This window comes from Paraburkholderia bannensis, from assembly GCF_014200455.1.
Classification (GTDB): Bacteria; Pseudomonadota; Gammaproteobacteria; order Burkholderiales; family Burkholderiaceae; genus Paraburkholderia; species Paraburkholderia bannensis_A.
The window spans coordinates 221,180-239,136 of the sequence record NZ_JACHBW010000001.1 but is presented as its reverse complement, the minus strand read 5'-3'; the positions used below and the strand labels follow the sequence as shown (position 1 = coordinate 239,136).

General features: G+C 63.2%; 15 protein-coding genes. 13 read left to right on the top strand and 2 right to left on the bottom strand.

The annotated features are described in order from the left end of the window. Positions 1 to 18: 18 nt before the first annotated feature. Together ubiG and ompA are read right to left on the bottom strand one after the other, a co-directional pair. Complete coding sequence (gene ubiG / locus F4827_RS01100; protein ID WP_183720738.1) at positions 19 to 717, bottom strand: bifunctional 2-polyprenyl-6-hydroxyphenol methylase/3-demethylubiquinol 3-O-methyltransferase UbiG; 699 nt, start codon at positions 715 to 717, stop codon at positions 19 to 21. 230 nt (positions 718 to 947) lie between these two features. Then, entirely contained in the window at positions 948 to 1,592 is a 645-nt protein-coding gene (gene ompA / locus F4827_RS01095) for an outer membrane protein OmpA (protein ID WP_183720741.1), read from the bottom strand. Between the two features lie 614 nt (positions 1,593 to 2,206). Between ompA and gyrA the strand changes: the two genes are divergently transcribed. From gyrA to rfaE1, 13 genes are all read left to right on the top strand, one after another. Further along, entirely contained in the window at positions 2,207 to 4,816 is a 2,610-nt protein-coding gene (gene gyrA / locus F4827_RS01090) for a DNA gyrase subunit A (RefSeq protein WP_183720744.1), read from the top strand. Positions 4,817 to 5,092: 276 nt separating this feature from the next. After that, positions 5,093 to 5,701 carry a DUF2059 domain-containing protein gene (locus F4827_RS01085; protein ID WP_183721349.1) on the top strand — a complete coding sequence of 203 codons (609 nt, stop codon included), beginning with the start codon at positions 5,093 to 5,095 and terminating at the stop codon, positions 5,699 to 5,701. 241 nt (positions 5,702 to 5,942) lie between these two features. Beyond that, entirely contained in the window at positions 5,943 to 7,025 is a 1,083-nt protein-coding gene (gene serC / locus F4827_RS01080) for a 3-phosphoserine/phosphohydroxythreonine transaminase (RefSeq protein WP_183720747.1), read from the top strand. A gap of 52 nt (positions 7,026 to 7,077) precedes the next feature. Then, the gene (pheA, locus tag F4827_RS01075; RefSeq protein WP_183720750.1) at positions 7,078 to 8,160 is read left to right on the top strand and encodes a prephenate dehydratase; all 1,083 of its coding nucleotides are present in this window, start codon (positions 7,078 to 7,080) and stop codon (positions 8,158 to 8,160) included. A 56-nt stretch (positions 8,161 to 8,216) separates the two neighbouring features. Continuing rightward, entirely contained in the window at positions 8,217 to 9,221 is a 1,005-nt protein-coding gene (locus F4827_RS01070; protein WP_183720754.1) for a prephenate dehydrogenase, read from the top strand. Between the two features lie 67 nt (positions 9,222 to 9,288). Next, a complete protein-coding gene (gene aroA, locus F4827_RS01065; RefSeq protein ID WP_183720757.1) occupies positions 9,289 to 10,593 on the top strand; it encodes a 3-phosphoshikimate 1-carboxyvinyltransferase in 1,305 nt (434 codons plus the stop codon). A gap of 28 nt (positions 10,594 to 10,621) precedes the next feature. Next, entirely contained in the window at positions 10,622 to 11,332 is a 711-nt protein-coding gene (cmk, locus tag F4827_RS01060) for a (d)CMP kinase (RefSeq protein WP_183720760.1), read from the top strand. Between the two features lie 178 nt (positions 11,333 to 11,510). Continuing rightward, positions 11,511 to 13,241, top strand: a complete 1,731-nt coding sequence (rpsA, locus tag F4827_RS01055) for a 30S ribosomal protein S1 (protein WP_103707055.1) — start codon at positions 11,511 to 11,513, stop codon at positions 13,239 to 13,241. Positions 13,242 to 13,266: 25 nt separating this feature from the next. Then, on the top strand, positions 13,267 to 13,590 hold the full coding sequence (locus F4827_RS01050; RefSeq protein ID WP_103707056.1) for an integration host factor subunit beta: 324 nt from the start codon (positions 13,267 to 13,269) through the stop codon (positions 13,588 to 13,590). A 342-nt stretch (positions 13,591 to 13,932) separates the two neighbouring features. Further along, on the top strand, positions 13,933 to 14,226 hold the full coding sequence (locus F4827_RS01045) for a lipopolysaccharide assembly protein LapA domain-containing protein (protein WP_183720763.1): 294 nt from the start codon (positions 13,933 to 13,935) through the stop codon (positions 14,224 to 14,226). Positions 14,227 to 14,290: 64 nt separating this feature from the next. Then, the gene (lapB, locus tag F4827_RS01040) at positions 14,291 to 15,466 is read left to right on the top strand and encodes a lipopolysaccharide assembly protein LapB (RefSeq protein ID WP_183720766.1); all 1,176 of its coding nucleotides are present in this window, start codon (positions 14,291 to 14,293) and stop codon (positions 15,464 to 15,466) included. A 65-nt stretch (positions 15,467 to 15,531) separates the two neighbouring features. Continuing rightward, positions 15,532 to 16,938, top strand: a complete 1,407-nt coding sequence (locus F4827_RS01035; protein ID WP_183720769.1) for a UDP-glucose/GDP-mannose dehydrogenase family protein — start codon at positions 15,532 to 15,534, stop codon at positions 16,936 to 16,938. Next, positions 16,901 to 17,893 (top strand): D-glycero-beta-D-manno-heptose-7-phosphate kinase, encoded by a 993-nt coding sequence (gene rfaE1, locus F4827_RS01030; protein WP_183720772.1) that lies wholly within the window; start codon positions 16,901 to 16,903, stop codon positions 17,891 to 17,893. The genes F4827_RS01035 and rfaE1 overlap by 38 nt, the downstream gene beginning before the upstream one ends. Positions 17,894 to 17,957 lie beyond the last annotated feature (64 nt).

Sequence of the window (17,957 nt, the reverse complement as noted above, 5' to 3'; positions counted from 1 at the left end):
ACAGGGCGCACGCGGAGCTTACGCGGGACGCCGGCAGGCGATCATGTAATTGACGCTTGAGTCGTTCGACAGGGCGAAACGGCGCGTGAGCGGGTTATAGGTGATGCCCTTGATCTCGGCTGCTGTCAGGCCGGCTTGACGGGCGAAGCCAGCAAGCTCCGACGGGCGGATGAAGCGCGCATAGTCGTGCGTGCCCTTGGGCAGCATCTGCGCGATGTATTCCGCGCCGATCACGGCCAGCAGATAGGACTTCACGTTGCGGTTGAGCGTGGAGAAGAAGACCCAGCCGCCCGGCTTCACCAACGTTGCGCAGGCTTTGACCACGCTCAGCGGCTCGGGCACGTGCTCAAGCATTTCCATGCAGGTGACCACGTCGAACGAGCCGGGCTCGCGCGCGGCGATCGCTTCGGCGGCGATCTCTTCGTATTCCAGCGTGATGCCGCTTTCCAGGCTATGCAGATCGGCCACGCCCAGCGCTTCGCTGGAGAGGTCGATGCCTTTCACATTCGCGCCAAGCCCGGCCATCGATTCCGACAGGATGCCGCCGCCGCAACCGATATCGAGTACACGCTTGCCCGTCAGATGGGCGTGGCTGTCGATCCAGCCGAGGCGGATGGGGTTCAGCTCGTGCAGAGGCTTGAACTCCGCGTTCGGGTCCCACCAGCGATGAGCGAGATCGCTGAATTTCTGCAGTTCGTGGGGATCGGCATTCGTCATGTCGGATTGGCCTGAAGCGCGCAAGCGAAGGTGGAACAAGCCCAGAGTATAAAGGCGCTCGTGGGTGACGGCAAAACAGGGCGGCAATATGCGCGCCTGCCCCTCAGCGATTCGAGCAGGCCTCATGCCCAACGCATTGACGCGGCTCAAACCGGGTGCGCAATACGGGTGCGCAATAAAAAAGCCCCGCCGGGGCGGGGCTTTTGAGTCGTGCTGTCGCAGCTCGCAGATTACTGCTTTTGCGTGCCGACGACTTCGACTTCAACGCGGCGATCCGGTGCGAGGCACGAGATCAGCTGCTTGCGGTTCTTCTGGTTGCAACCCGTCGTGACCGGGTTACGCTTGCCCTTGCCTTCCGTGTACACGCGCTCAGCCGGGACACCCTTGCTGACGAGGTACGACTTGACGGCTTGCGCACGGCGCAGCGACAGGCGGTCGTTGTAAGCTGCCGAACCGATACGGTCCGTGTAGCCCGTTGCAACGACGACTTCGAGGTTCAGAGCCTGGATCTTGCTTGCCAGATCGTCCAGCTTTTCCTTGCCAGCCGGCTTCAGGGTAGCCTTGTCGAAGTCGAACAGGGCGTCAGCTTGATACGTGATCTTCTGGCTGGTGATTGCCGGAGCAACCGGAGCGACCGGCGGCGTCGGAGCCTGGGCGACCAGTGCGCCATCGCACTTTGCGTTGGCCGTGGCCGGCGTCCAGAATGCATCGCGCCAGCAAAGCTCGTTCGTGCCGTTCATCCACACGTATTCGCCGGTACCATTCACCCAGTTGTCATTGACGGCTTGTCGCGACGCCGGCACCGATTGTGCTTGGGCGGTTGCAGCGACTACTGCGGTAGCTGCAATGAACGCGAGCTTTGAAAGTTTATTCATATTTCTCCTCTCGAAATTGAGATTACCGCAGGTTTACTGCGAGCCATATGACGAAGACAAGTCATACATTGCTCGAAGTATAACATTGGCGCGTCGTGGGGCACGTCTTGTGTAGACTTCGAGCGGTGTCTAACTCTTTGTGCGTTCGCATTTTGCCATATCGTTCCCGTCCAACGATAAAAAAAATCCGCCCCTTTCTTTGGGGCTTGTCGAATGTGGTACACCCGCAACAAAAAGTTCCCGTGCGATCTCCTGGTAGTGTGCCTGGTTGTTGGGCGAGCGCAAGCGGCCGTCTCGCGCGATCTGTTTATTGTCATATTCAAGTGCTAAATGCGCGGTTTTCGTGTCGCGTGGAAGCGACTGTCGCGCCCATCGCTTTACCCGTTTACCGCCTGAGTGGTTCTACGCGTTTTTGAGCCGCTGACAGGCCGCTCCAGATCCCCCCTCTAATAGGTATACGCACATCGCGCCCGGACGGCGGGCGGGGGTGCCGCGCATGATAGAATCGGAAGATTGCGCTGCGTCTGCGGCGTCCATGCGACAGCAGGGTGCAAAGCGTGGCTTCCGGCGGCTTTTGCCGGTAGCACCGCGCGTGCCTGACAACGACATCGATAATGGATCAATTCGCCAAAGAGACTCTGCCTATCTCCCTTGAGGAGGAAATGCGCCGCTCGTATCTCGATTACGCGATGAGCGTGATCGTCGGGCGGGCACTTCCCGATGTGCGCGACGGCCTGAAGCCGGTGCACCGGCGCGTGCTGTACGCGATGCACGAATTGAACAACGACTGGAACCGCGCCTATAAGAAGTCGGCGCGTATCGTCGGCGACGTGATCGGTAAATACCATCCGCACGGCGACACGGCTGTCTACGACACCATCGTCCGGATGGCGCAGAACTTCTCGCTGCGCTACATGCTGGTCGACGGCCAGGGCAACTTCGGTTCGATCGACGGCGACAACGCCGCGGCCATGCGTTACACCGAAATCCGCATGGCGAAAATCGGTCATGAACTGCTGGCCGACATCGACAAGGAAACGGTCGACTTCGGGCCGAACTACGACGGCAGCGAAAGCGAGCCGCTGATCCTGCCCGCGCGCATCCCGAATCTGCTGATCAATGGCTCGTCGGGTATCGCGGTCGGCATGGCCACGAATATTCCGCCGCACAATCTCAACGAAGTTGTCGACGCCTGCCAGCATCTGCTCAAGACGCCGGAAGCGACCATCGACGAACTGATCGAGATCATCCCCGCGCCCGATTTCCCGACCGCCGGCATCATCTACGGCGTGGCAGGCGTGCGCGACGGCTATCGCACGGGGCGCGGCCGCGTCGTGATGCGCGCGCTCACGCACTTCGAAGAGATCGATCGCGGCCAGCGCATGGCGATCATCGTCGACGAACTGCCGTACCAGGTGAACAAGCGCTCGCTGCTTGAGCGCATCGCCGAACTCGTCAACGAGAAGAAGCTCGAAGGCATTTCCGACATCCGCGACGAGTCCGACAAGAGCGGCATGCGTGTCGTGATCGAGCTCAAGCGCGGCGAAGTGCCGGAAGTGGTGCTCAACAATCTGTACAAGGCGACGCAGCTGCAGGACACGTTCGGCATGAACATGGTCGCGCTGGTGGATAACCAGCCGAAGCTGCTGAACCTCAAGGAAATGCTCCAGCATTTCCTGTCGCACCGCCGCGAAGTGCTCACGCGCCGCACGGTGTACGAACTGCGCAAGGCGCGCGAACGCGGCCACGTGCTCGAAGGCCTGGCGGTTGCGCTGGCCAACATCGACGACTTCATCGCCATCATCAAGGCCGCGCCCACGCCGCCGATCGCGAAGCAGGAGTTGATGAACCAGTCGTGGGATTCGTCGCTGGTGCGCGAGATGCTCACGCGCGCGGAGCAGGACAACGCCCGCGCGGGCGGCCGCGAGGCTTACCGTCCGGAAGGGCTCAACCCGCTGTACGGTATGCAGGGCGATGGTCTCTACCGTCTGTCCGATACGCAGGCGCAGGAAATCCTGCAGATGCGTTTGCAACGCCTGACGGGTCTGGAACAGGACAAGATCATCGGCGAGTACCGCGAAGTGATGGCCCAGATCGCCGACCTGCTCGACATCCTCGCGCGCCCCGAGCGCGTGACGACCATGATTTCCGATGAACTCACCGCGATCAAGAGCGAGTTCGGCGACGCCCGCCGCTCGAAGATCGAGATGAACGCGACGGAACTCAACACCGAAGATCTGATCACGCCGCAGGACATGGTCGTGACCATGTCGCACTCGGGTTACGTGAAGTCGCAGCCGCTCTCGGAATACCGCGCGCAAAAGCGTGGTGGCCGTGGCAAGCAGGCGACCTCGATGAAGGAAGACGACTGGATCGACACGCTCTTCATCGCCAATACGCACGACCACATCCTGTGCTTCTCGAACCGTGGCCGCGTGTACTGGGTCAAGGTCTATGAGGTTCCGCAAGGTTCGCGCAACTCGCGTGGCCGCCCGATCGTCAATATGTTCCCGCTGCAGGATGGCGAGAAGATCAACGTCGTGCTGCCGGTGAAGGAATTCTCGGCCAACCAGTTCGTGTTTATGGCGACGGCACTCGGTACGGTCAAGAAGACCCCGCTCGAAGCCTTCAGCCGCCCGCTGCGCAAGGGTATTATTGCGGTCGGTCTGGATGACGGCGATTACCTGATCGGCGCGGCCATCACGGACGGTGAACATGACGTGATGCTGTTCTCGGACGCCGGCAAGGCCGTGCGCTTCGACGAAAACGACGTGCGTCCGATGGGCCGCGAGGCACGCGGCGTGCGCGGCATGCAGCTCGACGACAACCAGCAGGTCATTGCCTTGCTGGTGGCCGGCGACGAACAGCAGTCCGTGCTGACCGCTACCGAAAACGGCTACGGCAAGCGCACGCCGATCACCGAATACACGCGTCACGGCCGCGGCACCAAGGGCATGATTGCGATCCAGACGTCGGAGCGCAACGGCAAGGTCGTGGCGGCAACGCTGGTGGACCCCGAAGCGCAGATCATGCTGATCACGACCACGGGTGTGCTGATCCGCACGCGTGTCTCGGAGATTCGCGAAATGGGCCGCGCAACGCAAGGTGTTACACTCATCAGCCTTGACGAAGGCACGAAGCTCTCGGGCCTGCAACAGGTCGCAGAAGCCGATGCCGACGGCGATATCGCCGAAGGTGAAGGCGAGGGCGAAAGCGAGGAGTAAGGCTACGCCCGCAGGACTGAACGGCCCGCGCGAGCGGGCCGCTTCGTGTCAGGCGCTTGTGGTTTGCTGGTGGAAATATTTGAGCTGTTTTTGGGTTATTTGCCTGCGGTGACGCAATGGCCAGCAAGGCCAAACGACGCTGCGGGTTTTGAATGATGCCGGGTGGATCGGCCAGCGGGCGCGAAGGTGACGGATCAAACCGTGACCGTGCAACATCAGGCGCGCCCCGCCGTCCGCGCGGCAGGCAATTCGATTCATTTCACAGAGGGAGTAATGATGCAAAAACGATTCAAGCAGGTTATGTTGCTGGCCGCTCTCGTGCCGACGTTTGCCATGGCTCAGGCGCTCCAGTCCCAGGCGCCCGCGCAGGCTCCGGCAGCTGCTGCACCGGCACCGATCGATTCGGCCAAGCAAGCCGCGATCAAGGACCTGCTGGACGCAATCGACGCGCAGAAGCTCGTCGGCGCAATCGGCAATAGCGCACAGATGCAAGCCAAGCAACTCGTGCCGGCGATCCTCTCGGATGCGCTGTCGGAAAACAAGACGATGACGGACAAGCAGAAGCAAGCTTCTGTCCCGACGCTGCAGAAGAATGCAGTGCCGAAGCTGGTTGACGGCGCAGGCCAGGTCTTCAACACGGACGGCTTCAAGCAGGACGCAATGGAAGCCCAGTACGAAGCCTACGCAAAGTACTACAGCACCCAGGAAATCAAGGACCTGACCTCGTTCTACCGCAGCCCGACCGGCCGCAAGTTCATCCAGGTGCAAGACCAGGTTGGCCGCGATGTGGTCAATGGCCTGATGCAGAAGTACATGCCGCAATCGATCAAGGCAACGCGCGACCAGGCTGACAAGGAAGTCGCTGCGGTCAAGCCGGGCAAGTAAGCACGCCTCTCGCTGGCCGCGTTCGTCGCCGCAACCGCTTCAGTGTGGAATAAGTGCGTGCGATAAACGCGGGCCAGATCGGGCTGCGTGGCTCGCGCATTGCCCGCAGAGCCTGCGTTGGCGGGTTCCCGGCGACAATGCGATAATGGCCGTTTGCGCGATAAGCGCAGACGGCCATTTTCTTTTTCCGGCGCGTCCCGGCCTCCACCGCCGCAGCGCCCGCCTCGGGGATCTCCAAACGATGCGCGTCTTCAACTTCTCCGCCGGACCGGCTGCACTGCCTGAAGAAGTCCTCCGTCAGGCTGCCGACGAAATGCTCGACTGGCACGGCAGCGGCATGGGCGTGATGGAAATGAGCCATCGCGGTCCCGAATTCATGCAGATTCACCGCGAAGCGCTGCAGGATCTGCGCGATCTGATGCAGGTCCCAGACAGCCACGAGATCCTGTTCCTGCAGGGCGGCGGCATCGGCGAAAACGCCATCGTGCCGCTTAACCTGTTCGGTGCGAAGCCGCGCGCGGATTTCGTCATCACCGGTTCGTGGTCGCAGAAGTCGCAGAAGGAAGCGCTCAAGTACGGCGCCTCGCATATCGCCGCGACGGGCCGCACCGAAGCCGGTTTCACGCATTCGCCGGCACGAAGCGAATGGCAGCTTTCCGACGATCCCGCCTATGTGCATCTGTGCACGAACGAGACGATCGACGGCGTCGAAACCTTCGAGATTCCGGATCTGGGCGATATTCCGCTGGTCGCGGATGCTTCGTCGCACATCCTGTCGCGTCCGATGGACATCGCCAAATACGGCGTGCTCTACGGCGGCGCGCAGAAGAATATCGGCATGGCCGGCGTGACCGTGGTGATCGTGCGCAAGGATCTGCTCGAACACGCGATGCCCATCTGCCCGTCGGCGTTCGAATGGAAGACGGTCGCCGCCAACAACTCCATGTTCAACACGCCGCCCACTTACGCGATCTACATCGCGGGCCTCGTGTTCAAGTGGTTGAAGCGCCAGGGTGGCCTCGAAGCCATCGAGGCGCGCAATATCGAAAAAGCAGGGCTGCTCTACGACACGATCGACGCGAGCAGCTTCTTCGTCAACAAGGTGGAGCGCCGCGCGCGCTCGCGGATGAACGTACCGTTTTTCCTCGCCGACGAAACACGTAATGATGATTTCCTGGCCGGCGCGAAGGCGCGCGGGCTTCTGCAGCTGAAGGGCCACAAGTCCGTCGGCGGCATGCGGGCGTCGATTTACAACGCGGTGCCGCTCGAAGCAGTGCAGGCACTTGTCGAGTACATGAAGGAATTCGAGGCGAAGCACGCCTGATACGGGCTGTGCAGCGCCACGCACTCATCCTTCCAGATTGCCGGTTTCACGCATGGACGACGAACTCAATTCACAACTCAAGCCGTTGCGCGAGCGCATCGACGCCATCGACGCGCAGTTGATCGCACTCCTGAACCAGCGCGCTTCGGTTGCGCTCGAAGTGGGCGAGGTCAAGAAGCACTTCAACGCGCCCGTGTTTCGCCCGGAGCGCGAGCTTCAGGTGATCGAGCGCCTGCAAAACCTGAGCCACGGGCCGCTGGGCAACGATCACATCAGCGCGATCTGGCGCGAGATCATGGCCGCGAGCCGCTCGCTCGAAAAGACTATCACGGCGGCGTTCCTCGGGCCGGTCGGCACCTATAGCGAACAGGCGATGTACGCGTACTTCGGTCAATCGATCGAAGGCTTGCCGTGCCCGTCGATCGATGAAGTGTTCCGCGCGGTCGAGTCGGGTGCATCCGAATTCGGCGTGGTGCCGGTCGAGAATTCGGCCGAAGGCGCGGTGTCGCGCTCGCTCGATCTGTTCCTGCAGACGCAGCTCATGATCGGCGGTGAGATTGCGCTGCCGATCCAGCACAACCTGATGACGCAAAGCGGCAAGCTCGAGGGCGTGACGCGTGTGTGCGCGCACCCGCAGGCGCTCGCGCAGTGCCAGCAATGGCTCACCGCGAACGCGCCGCATCTGGAGCGCCAGGCGGTGTCGAGCAATGCCGAAGCTGCGCGCCTCGCGTCGGAAGATCCGACGGTCGCCGCCATCGCGGGCGAACGCGCGGCCACGCATTACGGGCTCTTGATCGCCAATGCGCTGATCCAGGACGACCCGCACAACCGCACGCGTTTCGTGATGATCGGCAAGCAGCCGGCGGGCGTGTCGGGTCACGACCAGACCTCGATGATCGTGTCGGTGAAGAATGAGCCGGGGGCGGTCTACAAACTGCTGGAGCCGCTTGCGCGCCATGGCGTGTCGATGACGCGTTTCGAATCGCGTCCGGCGCGTGTCGGCACGTGGGAGTACTACTTCTATATCGATTTCGAAGGGCATCGCGACGATCCGGCCGTGGCCGCCGCGCTCGACGAACTCGGCAGGAAGGCTGCGTTCCTCAAGATCCTCGGTTCGTATCCGCGTTCGCGCTGAGCGCCACGCGCGCGCCCGGCTCGTGGGCGCGCAAACTTTCTCTTTTCGGTGATGGCGTGAGCGCGTTCTCTTTCAAGAAGCTGGTGATTTTCGGCGTCGGCCTGATTGGCGGATCGCTCGCGCGTGGCCTGCGCGAGCGCGGCGCGGGCGCAGCGGGCGAGCAGGGCGCGCAGGGTGTGCAGGGTGAAGTAATCGGCGTGGGCCGCCGCGCGCATTCGGTGGCGCGCGCGCTGGAGCTGGGCGTGATCGACGCCGCCGCGACCTTCGACGACGAAGCGGCGCTGGCCAAAGCCCTCGACGGCGCCGATCTCGTGCTGATCGCAGCGCCGGTTGCGCAGACGCAGATGCTGCTCGAACGCATCGCGCCGCACCTCCAGCCGCAGACGATCGTGACCGACGCGGGCAGCACCAAGAGCGACGTGATCGCAGCCGCGCGCGCGGCGCTGGGTGCGCGCATCGGCCAGTTCGTGCCCGGTCATCCGATCGCGGGCCGCGAGTCGAGCGGCGTGGAAGCGGCGCTGCCCGACCTCTACGTTGGCCGCAATGTGGTGCTGTGCCCGCTGCCGGAAAACGCCCCGCAAGACGTCGAGCGCATCGCGCAGATGTGGCGCGCCACGGGTGCGGTGATCGGCCAGATGAGCGCGGAGCAGCACGACCGCGTGTTTGCCTCGGTGAGCCATCTGCCGCATGTGCTCTCGTTCGCGCTGGTGGATCAGATTCTCGCCACGCCGGACGCCGAACTCAAATTCTCGTTCGCGGCGGGCGGTTTCCGCGACTTCACGCGCATTGCCGCGTCGAGCCCGGAAATGTGGCGCGACGTGTGCCTGGCGAACCGCACGGCCCTGCTCGCGGAACTCGACGCTTACACTGAAGTGCTGGCGAAGCTGCGCGCGGCCATCGACGCCGGTGACGGCGACGCGCTCGAAACCGTGTTCGCGCGCTCGCGCGCGGCGCGCGAGGCGTGGCAGGAGCGCGGCGGCGTAAAGAAGGCGCATCAGGCACATCAGGCGGACGCGGCGGATGCAAGCATCACGCCCTCGCAGGCAGGACCCGACAAGTAAGGCATCAGTCATGCGGCCGGGCCATTCCACGCCAGGCCGCAACGCACAGCAACATCAGGACACGCTCATGGAACACCTCGATCTCGGACCGTTCACCCGTGCGTCCGGCACGATCCGCCTGCCTGGCTCGAAGAGCATCTCGAACCGCGTGCTGCTGCTCGCGGCGCTGGCCGAAGGCGAAACGACGATCACGAACCTGCTCGATTCCGACGACACGCGCGTGATGCTCGACGCGCTGGAAAAGCTCGGCGTGAAGCTCAAGCGCGAAGACGACACCTGCGTCGTGCAGGGCACGCGCGGCGCGTTTCAGGCGGCGCGCGCGGATCTCTTCCTCGGCAACGCCGGTACGGCGGTGCGCCCGCTGACGGCGGCGCTCGCGGTCAATGGCGGCGATTACCGCATCCACGGCGTGCCGCGCATGCATGAGCGCCCGATCGGCGATCTCGTGGACGGTTTGCGCCAGATCGGCGCAAAGATCGACTACGAAGAAAACGAAGGCTTTCCGCCGCTGCGCATCCGTCCCGCCCAGATCAACGTGAGCGCGCCGGTGCGCGTGCGCGGCGACGTGTCGAGCCAGTTCCTCACCTCGCTTTTGATGACGCTGCCGCTGGTGCGCGCCGAAGGCGGCGTGACGGTCGTCGAAATCGATGGCGAGCTGATCTCGAAGCCCTATATCGAAATCACGATCAAGCTGATGGAGCGCTTCGGCGTGAAGGTCGAGCGCCACGGCTGGCACCGCTTCGAAGTGCCGGCCGGTGTGCGCTACCAGTCGCCGGGCAAGATCATGGTGGAAGGCGATGCGTCGTCGGCCTCGTATTTCCTCGCGGCGGGCGCCATTGGCGGCGGCCCGATCCGTGTGGAAGGCGTGGGCCGTTCGAGCATCCAGGGCGATGTCGCGTTCGCGGCCGCGCTCATGAAGATGGGTGCGAACGTCACGGTGGCCGACGACTGGATCGAGGTGCGCGGGATCGGCAACGATCACGGCAAGCTCGATCCCATCGACATGGACTTCAACCTGATTCCCGATGCGGCGATGACGATCGCCGTCGCGGCCCTGTTCGCCGACGGCGCAACCACGCTGCGCAACATCGCGAGCTGGCGCGTGAAGGAAACCGACCGTATCGCCGCGATGGCCACGGAATTGCGCAAGGTGGGCGCCGACGTGGAGGAGGGCCCGGATTACCTGATCGTGCGCCCGCCCGAAAAACTCACGCCGAACGCCGCGATCGACACCTACGACGATCACCGCATGGCGATGTGCTTCTCGCTCGTGAGCCTTGGCAATGTGCCGGTGCGCATCAACGACCCGAAGTGCGTCGGCAAGACGTTCCCCGATTATTTCGAGCGCTTCCTGGCGCTCGCACAACCTTGAAACTTTCGTCGCCGAGTATCGTTGCCGCATGAAATCGACCCGTCCCTTTTACCCGACGCCCGTCATCGCGATCGACGGCCCGACCGCTTCCGGCAAGGGCACGGTGGCCACGCTGGTCGCCGCGCATCTCGGCTTTCACCTGCTCGACAGCGGCGCGCTGTATCGCCTCGCCGCGCTTGCGAGCATGCGCTACGCGATCGACGCCGATGACGCCGATGGCCTGGCGAAGCTGATCGACGACCTGCACATCACGTTCCGCGAAGGCACGGCGCAGCTCGACGGCGTCGACGTTTCCAACGATATCCGCGCCGAGGAAGTGGGCAACCGGGCCTCGATGATCGCCGCGCATCCGTCCGTGCGCACCGCGCTGGTGGCCCGTCAGCGGGCCTTCCGCAAGCTGCCGGGCCTCGTCGCGGACGGCCGCGACATGGGCACGGTGATCTTCCCGGACGCCGGTCTGAAGGTGTTTCTGACGGCCAGTGTGGAGGCCCGCGCGGCCCGCCGGCATAAGCAATTGATCCAAAAAGGATTTTCTGCTAATATGGATGACTTGCTCCGGGATTTGCGTGAACGCGACGCGCGCGACAGTAATCGCGCAGCCGCGCCACTCAAGCCCGCGGCGGATGCGAAGCTGCTGGATACCTCGGCGCTGTCCATCGACCAGGCGGTCGAACAGGTCGTGCAGTGGTTCCAGTCTTTGCCGGTGCGCCACCCGGATGCACACGGCAAACCGCAGTAAAGGCGGCGCAGCAAGAATGCAGTCAAGCAGTTGCAGTATGTAGTGGTGCCCTGCTGGGAAGCAGGGCGTTTGTTAAACCCTTTAACCCCGTATGGCTTTTGCCTCCGTGCCACGAGCGTAAGCGCTCCGGCCTCAACGCCCAACCGGCCTGGAACAGGCTGGAAGCGCAGCAAAAACCATGCAAATCCAGATTTTTATGTCCGACCTGCAAACCTCCACCCCGAATACCGAATCTTTCGCGGCTCTGTTCGAAGAGTCGCTGACCCGCCAGGACATGCGCGCCGGCGAAGTGATTTCCGCCGAAGTCGTGCGCGTCGACCACAACTTCGTGGTCGTCAATGCTGGCCTGAAGTCCGAAGCCTATATTCCGCTCGAAGAATTCCTGAACGACGCGGGTGAAGTGGAAGTGCAGGCGGGCGATTTCGTTTCCGTCGCGATCGACGCGCTGGAAAACGGCTACGGCGACACCATCCTGTCGCGCGACAAGGCGAAGCGTCTGGCTTCGTGGCTGTCGCTGGAAAAGGCCCTCGACAACAACGAACTCGTGACCGGCACGATCACGGGCAAGGTCAAGGGCGGCATGACCGTCATGGTCAACGGCATCCGCGCGTTCCTGCCGGGTTCGCTCGTCGACACGCGTCCGGTCAAGGACACGACGCCGTACGAAGGCAAGACCCTCGAATTCCGCGTCATCAAGCTCGACCGCAAGCGTAACAACGTCGTGCTGTCGCGCCGCGCAGTGATCGAAGCCACGCAAGGCGAAGAGCGCGCAAAGCTGCTCGAAACGCTGAAGGAAGGCGCGATCGTCAACGGCGTGGTCAAGAACATCACCGACTACGGCGCGTTCGTGGACCTCGGCGGCATCGACGGCCTGCTGCACATCACCGACATCGCATGGCGTCGCGTGCGTCACCCGTCGGAAGTTCTGTCGGTTGGCCAGGAAGTCACCGCCAAGATCCTCAAGTTCGACCAGGAAAAGAACCGCGTTTCGCTCGGTATCAAGCAACTGGGCGACGATCCGTGGGAAGGCATCTCGCGCCGTTACCCGTCGGGCACGCGCCTGTTCGGTAAGGTCACCAACATCACCGACTACGGCGCGTTCGTCGAAGTCGAATCGGGCATCGAAGGCCTGGTTCACGTGTCGGAAATGGACTGGACCAACAAGAACGTTGCTCCGTCGAAGGTTGTCCAGCTGGGCGACGAAGTCGAAGTCATGGTCCTTGAGATCGACGAAGACCGCCGCCGCATCTCGCTCGGCATGAAGCAGTGCAAGCCGAATCCGTGGGATGACTTCAGCCGCAACTTCAAGAAGGGCGACAAGCTGCAAGGCGCAATCAAGTCGATCACCGACTTCGGCGTCTTCATCGGTCTGCCGGGCGGCATCGACGGTCTGGTTCACCTGTCGGACCTGTCGTGGTCGGAAACGGGCGAAGAAGCTGTTCGCAAGTACAAGAAGGGCGACGAAGTCGAAGCCGTGGTTCTGGGCATCGACGTCGAGAAGGAACGCATCTCGCTGGGTATCAAGCAGCTCGAAGGCGACCCGTTCAGCAACTTCGTTGCTGTCAACGACAAGGGTTCGACGGTTGACGGCGTGGTCAAGTCGGTTGACGCAAAGGGCGCAGTCATCACCCTGAACGCTGACGTCGAAGGCTACCTGCGTGCTTCGGAAATCGCGCAAGACCGCGTGGAAGATGCTCGCAACGTGCTGAAGGAAGGCGACAAGGTCAACGCGATGATCATCAACATCGATCGCAAGTCGCGCGGCATCAACCTGTCGATCAAGGCGAAGGACTCGGCTGAAACGCAGGAAGCTCTGCGCAGCATGTCGTCGGACACGGGTGCGGCTGCCACCGGCACGACCAACCTCGGCGCGCTGCTGAAGGCCAAGCTCGACGGCCAGAACCAGTAAGCCTCAAACGGGGGCAAGCTGAAGTATGACCAAATCTGAATTGGTCGCGCAGCTGGCTACGCGATTTCCGCAACTTGTTCTCAAGGATGCGGATTTCGCGGTCAAAACGATGCTCGATGCGATGTCCGAGGCGCTTGCCAAGGGCCATCGCATCGAAATTCGCGGCTTCGGCAGTTTCGGACTGAATCGCCGGCCGTCGCGTGTCGGACGCAATCCCAAGTCGGGTGAAAAAGTGTTGGTGCCTGAGAAGTTCGTACCGCACTTCAAGCCGGGCAAGGAACTGCGCGAGCGCGTGGACCGTCGTTCGGGCGAACCGCTGAAGGCGGAAGAGCCGGACGACGATCTGTAAGTGCCGCAAGGTAATTGCAGCGGTTACAGCCGTTGGCGGTCAATGCCAGATGGCCAGTGCATGGACCGAAGAAAGCGCGGGGTTTTTCGAAACCCGGCGCTTTTTTTTCGTCCAGATTTTTTGCGTTGACGGCCAGGCCAGTGCCTTTCCCGGTGTCAGGCCGCGTGAGGCCGTGTAAGGTGTTCTTGTCGTCCCGCATTGTTCGCGTCACCGTGCGGCTTCGCGCACGTGCCGGGTCGCGGGCCGTTCCATTACAATACGGGACACTTCGGCGCGTCCTTTGCTGCGGCGCAGCAAGCCGGCCGCGCCGGCGCTCTCCCGCAACTGCCAAGAGAATCCTTCATGAGATTGATCGCCTGGGTGATCCGTGTGCTGGTCTTCGTGCTGCTGCTCGTGCTCGCACTGGCCAACACGCAAACCACGACGCTGAACTTTCTGGCCGGCTATGCGTGGCAAGCCCCGCTTATCCTGATCGGGCTGGCGTTCTTCGTGGTCGGCCTGCTGGCTGGCCTGCTTTCGGCGCTGCCGGCAATGTTGCGGCTACGCATGGAAAACGGCCGCCTCAAGCGTGAGTTGCGCACTGCGCGCGAAACGCCTGTGGTTGTCGCTGAACCGCCGCTGCCGCCGCTCATCTGATTCGAAACACCCGCCGCGCGCGCATGCCCGCGCGCGTGGCCTGTAACCTCAAACCATCGCTCGCATGGATCTCGATTTCTGGTGGCTCCTCGTCATTCCCGTTGCGTTTGCGCTCGGCTGGATGGCGTCGCGCTACGACCTCAAGGCGCTGTTGTCCGAAAGCGCCAACCTGCCGCGCTCCTATTTCCGCGGCCTGAATTTCCTGCTCAACGAACAGCCGGACAAGGCGATCGACGCGTTCATCGAAGTCGCCAAGCTTGACCCGGAAACGGTCGAGCTGCACTTCGCACTCGGCAACCTGTTCCGCCGCCGCGGCGAAACCGATCGCGCGATCCGCGTTCATCAGAATCTGCTCTCGCGCGCTGATTTGCCGGTGAACGAGCGCGACCACGCGCTCTATGAACTGGGTCAGGATTTCCTGAAGGCCGGCATGCTCGACCGCGCCGAGGAAACCTTCAGCACGCTCAAATCGGGCGATTACGCCCAGGGTGCACAGCGCGCGCTGCTGACGATCTACGAGATAGAGAAGGACTGGAACCGCTCGATCGACACCGCGCGTCAGCTCGAAACCATGGGCGCGCAGCCGCTCGGTCTCGAAATCGCCCAGTTCCATTGCGAACTCGCGCAGGAAGCCCTCCAGCGCAAGAATCCGGAGGAAGCGCGCCGTCAGCTTGGCCTCGCACTCAAGGCGAATCCGCAGAACGTGCGCGCCACGATTCTCGCGGGCGATGTCGATGCGGCAAGCGGCGACGCGCAATCGGCGCTGACGCAGTGGAGGCGCGTCGAGCCGCAAAATCCCGCCTATTTGCCGCTCGTGGCCGAAAAGATCATGAAGGCCTACGAGATGCTCGGGCAGGCGCCCGAAGGCGCGAAACTGCTCACCGACTGGGTCGACCGCCATTCGTCGAACGATCTGCTCGATGTGGCCTATAAATATGTTGCCGAGCTCAACGGCCCCGAAGCGGCCCACACGCTCGCGCGCACGCAGATGCAGAAGTCGCCGAACCTCGCCGGCATGACGCGTCTGCTCGAAGCGCAGCAGGCCGCCGCCGAGGAGCCGCGCCGCAGCGAGCTGGAACTCATGCGCAAGCTGATCCAGCAGCGCACCAAGAATCTGCCGCGCTACACCTGCCAGAACTGCGGGTTCCGTGCGCGCCTGTTCTACTGGCAGTGCCCGGGCTGTAGCGGTTGGGAAACCTACGCGCCGCGCCGCGTCGAGCCGATTCCGGCGTCGAGCTGATGGGCTGACCAGCGTCGGCCTGCGACCCTGCAACATCAATATCCGAATCTGTCACCGGAGCGCGTATGAAAATCACCATTATCGGTACCGGCTATGTTGGCCTCGTCACCGGGGCGTGCCTTGCCGAGATCGGTCACGACGTGTTCTGCCTCGACGTCGATCCGCGCAAGATCGACATCCTGAACAACGGCGGCGTGCCCATCCATGAGCCGGGCCTGCTCGAACTCATCCAGCGCAACCGCAAGGCGCGCCGCATCACGTTTTCCACCGACATCGCCGCGAGCGTCGAACACGGCGAGGTGCAGTTCATCGCCGTGGGCACGCCGCCCGACGAAGACGGTTCCGCCGATCTGCAATACGTGCTGGAAGCCGCGCGCAGCATCGGCCGCCACATGAACGGCTTCAAGGTGATCGTCGATAAATCGACGGTGCCGGTTGGCACGGCGCAGCGCGTGCAGGCCGTGGTGGCGGAAGAACTCGCCAAACGTGGCCTCGACACGAGCGCGGAGCATCGTTTCTCGGTGGTCTCGAATCCCGAGTTCCTCAAAGAGGGCGCGGCCGTGGACGACTTCATGCGACCGGACCGCATCATCATCGGCCTCGACGAGGACGCCAACGGCGAAATCGCGCGCGAGAAGATGAAGCGCCTCTACGCGCCGTTCAACCGCAATCACGAACGCACGATCTACATGGACGTGCGCTCGGCCGAATTCTCGAAGTACGCAGCCAACGCCATGCTCGCCACGCGCATCTCGTTCATGAACGAGATGGCGAACCTGGCCGATCGTGTGGGCGCGGACATCGAATCGGTGCGTCGCGGCATCGGCTCCGATCCGCGCATCGGCTATCACTTCCTCTACGCGGGCTGCGGCTATGGCGGCTCGTGCTTCCCGAAGGACGTGCAGGCGCTGATCCGCACGGCGGCCGAATCCGGCCAGAACCTGCGCATTCTCGAAGCGGTCGAGGACGTCAATCACGCCCAGAAGGACGTGCTAGTGCGCAAGATCGTCAAGTCGATGGGCGACGATCTGACGGGCAAGCACTTCGCGGTCTGGGGTCTCGCGTTCAAGCCGAATACCGACGATATGCGCGAAGCGCCCAGCCGCCGCCTGATCGCCGAACTCGTTTCGCGCGGCGCGACGGTGTCGGCCTACGATCCGGTGGCGACCGAGGAAGCGCGCCGCGTGTTCGCGCTCGATCTTGCGCAGTCGCCCGACCTGCTCGCGCGCATCACCTTCGCGCCGAGCCAGGACGACACGCTCGCGGGCGCCGATGCGCTCGTGATCGTCACGGAATGGACGGCCTTCAAGGCGCCCGATTTCGAAGCGCTCAAGGCGGAGCTAAAGACGCCGCGTATCTTCGACGGTCGCAATCTCTATGAGCCGGACGCGATGGCGGAACACGGCTTCGACTACCACTCGATCGGGCGGCCTCATGTCAAACACGCAAGCGATGCAACCTCAGCAGCCTGATCACACGGCGCTCGCGCCCGATGTTCGGGTGGTGTCGCGCGAGCAGTTCGGCCAGGCGCGCGTGCTGGTGGTGGGCGACGTGATGCTCGACCGTTACTGGTTCGGCGACGTCAATCGGATCTCGCCGGAAGCGCCGGTGCCGGTGGTGCACGTGCAGCGCCAGGAGGACCGCCTGGGCGGCGCGGCCAACGTCGCGCGCAACGCCGCGGCGCTCGGTGCGCAGGCGGGGCTGCTGTGCGTGGTCGGTCATGACGAGCCGGGCGAGCGCATCGTCGCACTGCTCGGCGAAAGCCATGTGCACGCGCATCTCGAACGCGATCCCGCGCTGCCCACCACCATCAAGCTGCGCGTGCTCTCGCGCCAGCAGCAACTGCTGCGGGTGGACTTCGAGAACACGCCCGCGCATGAGGCGCTGCTCGCGGGTCTGGCGCGTTTCGACGCGCTACTGCCCACGCACGATGTGATCCTCATGTCGGACTATGCGAAGGGCGGCCTCACGCACGTCACGCAGATGATCTCGAAGGCGCGCGCGGCGGGCAAAGCCGTGCTGGTGGACCCGAAGGGCGACGACTGGGAGCGTTACCGCGGCGCGAGCGTCATCACGCCGAATCGCGCCGAACTGCGCGAAGTGGTCGGCAACTGGAAGTCGGAAGAAGACCTGCTGGCGCGCGTGACGAAACTGCGCACGGACTTGCAGATCGACGCCTTGCTGCTGACTCGCTCGGAAGAGGGTATGACGCTCTTTTCCGGCGACGGCGTGCTGCATACGCCGACCGTTGCACGCGAAGTGTATGATGTCTCGGGCGCCGGCGACACGGTGATTGCCACCCTCTCAGTCGCGCTGGGCGCGGGTCTTTCGCTTCAGGAAGGCGTTGCGCTCGCCAACCGTGCGGCCGGCATCGTGGTCGGCAAGCTCGGTACCGCCACCGTCGATTACGACGAACTCTTTCAATGACGCTTCGCCTCGCCAGGTTGCGCTGAGCGTAGCGTGGGCTCAACCTGAGCAGACCGGGATTTCT